Below are 7,337 nucleotides of genomic sequence, written 5' to 3'. Positions count from 1 at the left end.
CCGCCTCCATTGCTGTCGGACTGATGGGGTCTTTATTTGGCGAAAAACTTCTATAAAAACTACGCGACAGCTGCCAACTTTAGGCAGCTGTTATTTTTCCCCCGCTATCACGCCACTTTTTACAATTCTTTTATCGTTCCTCCACAAAACGTTCATAATTCCAATGTAACATTACTATTAATACCTCTATGAATTCTTTTAGCAATTTTTACTAATTTTTTGTTAAAATTATAGGTATTGAGAACTTTTTTTACCTAAAACGAAACCTTTTTGCTAACGATACGTATATCGGATAGCAGCATTGGAGCTGAGGTAATTTAATGGAAGCTATAGTAAAAAAGAGAATAAAACAAGTCATAAAAGGCGACCAAGACGCATTTGGGGAAATTGTTGAAATATATAAAAACAGTGTTTTTCAGCTTTGTTTTCGAATGCTTGGTAACCGGCATGAGGCTGAGGATGCAGCACAGGAAGCATTCATCCGTGCCTATGTGAATATAAAGTCCTTTAACCAAGATTTAAAGTTCTCCACGTGGCTTTTTCGTATTGCCACCAATCTTTGTATCGACCGGATGCGTAAAAAGAAACCGGACCATTATTTAGATGCAGATGTGGTCGGTACGGAAGGGCTGACGATGTATTCGCAGATTCCATCCAATACCGAACTGCCGGAAAAGGAATTAGAAAGCATGGAGCTGCAAGAGACAGTCCAAAAGGAAATTTTAAAACTCCCCGAAAAATATCGGTCAGCCATCGTATTAAAATACATGGAGGATTTGTCCTTAAACGAAATAAGTGAAATTCTCGACCTTCCGGTTGGAACAGTCAAAACAAGAATTCACCGCGGAAGAGAAGCATTGAAACAACAATTAAGGTATGTGTAAAAAAGAGGTGAAACAAGAATGTGTCCAGACCATATCATCGAACTCATGCACGAATACTTGGACGAAGAAATTGATTCAGAAAAGGAGAAGGTTTTACGACTACACCTCCAAAACTGTAAAGACTGTGAAACGATTTTTAACGAACTGAAGAAAACGATCGCTTTTGTCAAAAGCGTTTCAAATATGCAGGCCCCAGCCAATTTTACAGCCAATGTTTTGGCACGTCTGCCGAAGGAAAAGAAGAAGGTACTAATGACACGCTGGTTTAAGAATCACCCAATTCTAACGGCAGCGTCCTTATTTGTTGTCTTAATGGGTGGCAGCCTGATGTCAACGTGGAATCATGAGCGGGAGTTCTCTGTGACAAAACAACGGAATTTAATTGTCAAAAACAACACGGTCATTGTCCCTAAGGGAGAAGTCGTCAAGGGTGACGTTGTCGTCCGAAATGGAACACTCAGAATAGAAGGAGAAATCCAGGGAGATGCAACGGTCATCAATGGGGAAAAGTACCTCGCTTCTGCAGGACATGTTACGGGCGATATTGAGGTAGTAAACGAAGTGTTTGATTGGATCTGGTACCAGATGAAAAAAACAGCTAAAGACGTAGTAGGTGTTTTTAACCAGACGGAAACTAAATAAATGACAAATCACTCAAAATGGAGTGATTTGTTTTTTTAAACAGTAACATATAATAAGTACAAGTTTAGTTTGTGATATAATGTATTGGTTATATTGTTTTACTAGCAAATTTACGGAGGAAAAACCATGCCGTTTGCCGATTGGACATTCTGGAAGTATATATCGAGTACAATTGATATTGTCCTTGTCTGGTATGTCATTTATAAATTAATTAATATTATTAAAGGAACCAAAGCGGTTCAGCTTTTAAAAGGAATTTTTGTTATTCTGCTTGTGAAGGTCGCCAGTGATTTTTTCGGGCTGACCACCTTGAGTTGGATGATGGAGCAGGTCATTACCTACGGATTCCTAGCCATTATCATTATTTTTCAGCCAGAGCTTAGAAGGGCTCTTGAGCAGTTGGGAAGAGGCCGGTTTTTCTCCAGATCAAACAATCCTGAAGATGAGGATCAGGAGAAAACAGTGGAAGCCATTATGAAAGCAACAGATTATATGGCGAAACGGCGGATTGGAGCCCTTATTTCGATTGAAAGAGAAACGGGGATGAGCGATTACATAGAAACGGGAATTGGATTAAATTCAAGAATTTCTTCTGAACTGCTGATCAATATCTTTATTCCGAATACACCGCTTCATGACGGCGCAGTCATTATCCAAAGAAATAATGTGGCGGCAGCGGCGTGTTATCTGCCTTTATCAGAAAGCCCCTTTATCTCAAAAGAATTGGGAACACGGCATAGGGCGGCTTTAGGAATAAGCGAAGTGACGGACAGTATTACAGTTGTCGTATCGGAGGAAACGGGCGCCATTTCGCTTACCAAAAATGGCGAGTTGCACCGTGATGTAAAAGCGGATGAATTTCGCGAATTACTGACTAATGAATTGCTGGATCAGCACAAAGCAAAACAAGCTTCTTCAGCTCGTTGGAACTGGAGGGGAAAAAGCAATGGATAAATTAATGGATACCCCATGGTTTATAAAAATCTTGGCACTTGTATTGGCGGTTTTGTTATACTCCTCTGTTCCGCATGCCGGCAAAGATGTATATGTGCCTGGAGAGCAAACGAGTGAGACCATAAAAGATATACCGGTAAAGATTTATTATGATACTGAAAACCTAGTCGTCTCGGGAGTACCATATACTGTTGATGTCGGCCTCAAAGGGCCGATCACACATATTCAGTCGGCTAAGGCTTTAAGAAACTTTGAGGTTTATGTGGATTTAACCAATGCCAAAATAGGTCGGCAGAAGGTGAATCTGAAGGTTAAGGACTTATCCGATAAATTGCAGGCTTCCATAAAGCCGAACTCCGTTTATGTAACCATACAGGAAAAAATAACAAAGGAATTCAAGATTGAGGCAGAGTTTAACCCAGGCCAAATTGAAGATGGCTATGCTGCCGGAACCCCAGTAGTGGAACCGAAAAGGGTAAAAATTACTGGAGCCAAAAGTGAAATCGACCGAATTACGTATGTTAAGGCCGTCCTTGAGGAGAAAGAAAAGCTGAAGGAAACCACAACAAAATCGGCTCGGATTCAGGTTCTTGATAAGGATTTAAATAAACTGGATGTAACGGTGGAACCGGAAACCGTTAGGGTCACACTTCCAATCAAAGAAACCGCCAAAACGGTTCCCATCAATATAATTAGAAAAGGTTCTCCGCCGGCCGGCGTGACAATAGATTCCATCGACCTAGATACAGCGGAGGCTGTCATCACAGGGGATGAAGATATATTAAAAAATACCGAAAGTGTCAGGGTAGAAGTGGATGTCAGTAAAATAAATGATAATACGACATTGGATTTGCCTGTTATTATTTCAAATGGCATCTCGAAGGTAACCCCGCAAATGGTAAAAGCTACTGTAAAGGTGAGCAAGCAGGCGGAAACAACTGTATCCGGAGTGCCGCTTAAGATTAAAGGCTTAGGGCCTAATTTGAAAGCGGACATTACCGACCCGGCAAACAAAGTGATTAATTTAATCATAAATGGGCCAAGCACTGCCCTAAGCGGTCTCAGACCTGAAGATTTTAACGCATATGTTGATCTCTCAAGCCTTCCGGAAGGTAATCATGAAGTGAATATTCATATTGATGGCCCGCCGAATGTTAATTATAAGCCTGATAAATCTACAGCAAAAATAACGATAACAAACAATGCTTAATTCGGAGCAATAGATATAGAAGGAGCGGATAATAGAATGGGAAAATATTTTGGAACCGACGGAGTACGTGGAGTCGCAAACAGCGAATTAACTCCGGAACTGGCTTTTAAACTTGGCCGGTTTGGCGGATATGTGTTAACAAAGGAACATGCCCGTCCAAAGGTTTTAATTGGACGTGATACCCGGATTTCCGGGCATATGCTAGAAGGTGCGCTTGTCGCCGGTTTGCTTTCGATTGGAGCAGAAGTCATGCGTCTTGGTGTTATTTCCACACCAGGTGTTGCCTATTTGACTAAAGCTTTAGGTGCACAGGCAGGTGTTATGATTTCTGCCTCTCATAATCCGGTTGCGGATAACGGAATTAAATTCTTCGGTCCGGACGGTTTTAAGCTTTCTGATGAGCAGGAATTGGAAATTGAGGGTTTGATGGACTTGCCAGAGGATCAGCTGCCGCGTCCGACAGGGGCCGACCTTGGTCTTGTCATGGACTATTTCGAAGGCGGTCAAAAATACCTGCAATATTTAAAAAATACGGTGGATGAAGATTTCTCCGGAATCCATGTGGCATTGGACTGTGCCCATGGGGCAACCTCGTCGCTTGCGATGCATTTGTTTGCTGATTTGGATGCTGATTTGTCGACGATGGGAGCAGCTCCAAATGGTTTAAATATTAATGCGGGCGTAGGCTCAACCCATCCAGAAGCACTGGCTGCTTTGCTGAAGGAAAAAGGAGCGGACGTTGGTTTGGCCTTTGATGGCGACGGCGATCGCTTGATTGCGATTGATGAAAAAGGGAACATCGTTGATGGCGACCATATCCTTTATATCTGTGGAAAATACATGAAGGAACAGGGCCGATTAAAGCATAATACCATTGTTTCAACTGTCATGAGCAACCTTGGTTTTTATAAAGCAGTAGAAAGCCAAGCCATTCAAAGTGTTCCTACGGCAGTGGGTGACCGCTATGTTGTCGAGGAAATGAAGAAAAATAACTATAACCTTGGCGGTGAGCAATCCGGTCATATTATTTTCCTTGACTATAATACGACTGGTGATGGTTTATTAACAGGCCTGCAGTTAGTGAATATTATGAAAGCAACTCAAAAGAAGCTTTCAGAACTAGCGGCCGAAATGAAAAAATACCCGCAGAAACTTGTCAATATCAAGGTTACAGACAAACACCATGTAACCGATAATGAAAAGGTAAAAGAGATTATTGCACAGGTGGAAAGCGAAATGGCTGGAAACGGACGCATTCTTGTTCGTCCGTCAGGAACAGAACCGCTTGTCCGCGTAATGGCAGAGGCATCTTCAGAGGAGCTTTGCGAAGAATATGTGAACCGTATTGCTGCTGTTGTTAAGGCGGAAATGGGTTTAAACGAAGAATAAAATTCGCTATATGCATAAGGGAACTTCTAATTCCCTTATGCATATTTTATTATGTATGGTTTTAATTTTTCCATTAAGTTTTAAGTTGACGAACCAATGCGTATCATGTACTATTAACTTGCTTTGCTTAATGAAAGGCAATGTTATTGGAAGGGGGGCAGCGGTAGAACAGTTGTTTTACAAAAGCGCCAGAACTAGCCGACAGAGGGTTTGGCTAGTTGACGAGGTGGAGGATTATCGAAATGTTCGGCGGATACCTCCCGGTTGAAACGCACAACCGTCAATTTCTTCCTTAAAACACGGAGGCAACTCGGTGCACAAAGGGGAGAAAATGCACATACTAAAATAATGTTGAAAAAGGTATAGACAGATACCTATAAAAAAACAGAGATAAGGGGGCAGGTACGCCTCCAAAGCTTCTTGCCCCCTATATCAGGGAGGAAAAGAATAAATATGTGCGGAATTGTTGGATATATTGGAAATTTAGATTCGAAGGAAATTTTACTAAAAGGTTTAGAAAAGCTTGAATATAGAGGCTATGATTCAGCAGGTATAGCTGTTAAAAACGAAGACGGGATTCAAATTTTCAAGGAAAAAGGACGCATCGCCGACCTTCGCAGCATTGTCGATGAAAAAGTATTGGCACACGTTGGAATTGGCCATACACGTTGGGCAACACACGGGGTTCCAAGCAGAGGAAATTCCCATCCGCATCAAAGCGCATCCGGCCGCTTTACGCTTGTTCACAACGGCGTCATCGAAAACTATGATCTGCTAAAGCGCGAATATTTAGCAGATGTTTCTTTCAAAAGTGAAACCGATACAGAAGTCATTGTGCAGCTTGTCGAGAAGTTTGCAAACGAAGGCCTGAGCGTATTAGAGTCCTTCCGCAAAACATTGACACTTTTGCATGGCTCATATGCACTAGCGCTTTTGGATGCAGAAGACAATAACACCATTTATGTAGCAAAAAATAAAAGCCCGCTGCTTGTCGGCCTAGGGGACGGCTTCAATGTGGTCGCGAGCGATGCGATGGCAATGCTTCAAGTAACCGATCAGTTTGTTGAATTAATGGATAAAGAAATCGTCATCGTAACAAAAAATGAAGTAACTATTCAAAACATAGATGGAGAAGTCATCAGCCGTACGCCATACACAGCCGAGCTTGATGCCAGTGATATTGAAAAGGGGACATATCCTCACTATATGTTGAAGGAAATTGATGAGCAGCCTGCTGTTATTCGTAAAATCATTCAACATTATCAAGATGAGCAGGGCAAGCTTGTGATTGACCGGGACATCATTGATGCTGTAAACGCTGCTGACCGCGTCTATATCATTGCTGCAGGGACTTCTTATCACGCAGGACTTGTTGGTAAGCAGTTCATTGAAAAAATGGCAAAGATTCCGGTTGAAGTCCATATCTCCAGCGAATTTGGCTACAATATGCCGCTTTTATCTGAAAAGCCATTGTTTGTGTTCATTTCACAAAGCGGTGAGACTGCCGACAGCCGTGCCGTTCTCGTTCAGGTAAAAGAAATGGGCTATCCAGCGTTGACGATTACAAACGTGCCTGGATCGACATTATCACGTGAAGCGGATTATACTTTATTGCTGCATGCCGGTCCAGAAATCGCTGTAGCTTCGACTAAGGCTTATACAGCACAGTTGGCAGTTCTTGCAATTTTAGCCGAAGTGACAGCCAAGAGTCGCAGTTTAGAAGTTGGCTTTGATCTGATTCATGAGCTTGGCTTAGTTGCTAATGCGATGGATGTTCTATGTGACTCTAAGGAAATACTTGAAGTCATTGCCCGTGAATTCTTCTCAGTCACACGGAATGCTTTCTTTATCGGCCGCGGCATTGACTTTTATGTTGGCTTAGAAGGCGCCTTGAAGCTTAAGGAAATTTCTTATATTCAAGCAGAGGGCTTTGCTGGCGGCGAGTTAAAGCATGGAACGATTGCCTTAATCGAAGAAGGTACTCCAGTCGTTGCTCTTGCCACTCAGGAAAGCGTGAATTTAAGCATTCGCGGCAATGTGAAGGAAGTTGTGGCCCGCGGCGCTAATCCATGCATTATCTCAATGAACGGACTAAACATGGACGAAGACAGCTTCGTCATACCAGAAGTGCACGAATTATTAACACCACTTATCTCTGTCATACCATTACAAATCCTTGCCTACTACGCAGCCCTGCACCGCGACTGCGACGTCGACAAACCACGTAACCTCGCGAAGTCGGTAACAGTGGAGTAAGC

6 protein-coding genes are annotated in these 7,337 nt (G+C 42.5%); all 6 read left to right on the top strand.

Annotated elements, in window-relative coordinates; translation table 11 throughout:
• Nucleotides 1-320 precede the first annotated feature (320 nt).
• Nucleotides 321-884: an RNA polymerase sigma factor SigW gene (sigW, locus tag KHB02_RS25380; RefSeq protein WP_213148183.1), complete on the top strand. Its 564-nt coding sequence runs from the start codon at nt 321-323 to the stop codon at nt 882-884.
• 18 nt (nt 885-902) lie between these two features.
• Complete coding sequence (locus KHB02_RS25375; protein WP_213148182.1) at nt 903-1,526, top strand: anti-sigma factor family protein; 624 nt, start codon at nt 903-905, stop codon at nt 1,524-1,526.
• Nucleotides 1,527-1,652: 126 nt separating this feature from the next.
• Complete coding sequence (gene cdaA / locus KHB02_RS25370; RefSeq protein ID WP_213148181.1) at nt 1,653-2,480, top strand: diadenylate cyclase CdaA; 828 nt, start codon at nt 1,653-1,655, stop codon at nt 2,478-2,480.
• On the top strand, nt 2,473-3,690 hold the full coding sequence (locus KHB02_RS25365; RefSeq protein ID WP_213148180.1) for a CdaR family protein: 1,218 nt from the start codon (nt 2,473-2,475) through the stop codon (nt 3,688-3,690). Before cdaA ends, KHB02_RS25365 begins: the two co-directional genes overlap by 8 nt.
• A 36-nt stretch (nt 3,691-3,726) precedes the next feature.
• A complete protein-coding gene (gene glmM, locus KHB02_RS25360) occupies nt 3,727-5,079 on the top strand; it encodes a phosphoglucosamine mutase (RefSeq protein ID WP_213148179.1) in 1,353 nt (450 codons plus the stop codon).
• Nucleotides 5,080-5,532: 453 nt separating this feature from the next.
• Nucleotides 5,533-7,335: a glutamine--fructose-6-phosphate transaminase (isomerizing) gene (gene glmS / locus KHB02_RS25355; RefSeq protein ID WP_213148178.1), complete on the top strand. Its 1,803-nt coding sequence runs from the start codon at nt 5,533-5,535 to the stop codon at nt 7,333-7,335.
• Nucleotides 7,336-7,337: the final 2 nt, after the last annotated feature.

The sequence above is a fragment of the Neobacillus citreus genome, from assembly GCF_018343545.2.
Taxonomy (GTDB): Bacteria; Bacillota; Bacilli; order Bacillales; family Cytobacillaceae; genus Neobacillus; species Neobacillus citreus.
This window is presented reverse-complemented; position numbering and strand designations above follow the sequence as displayed.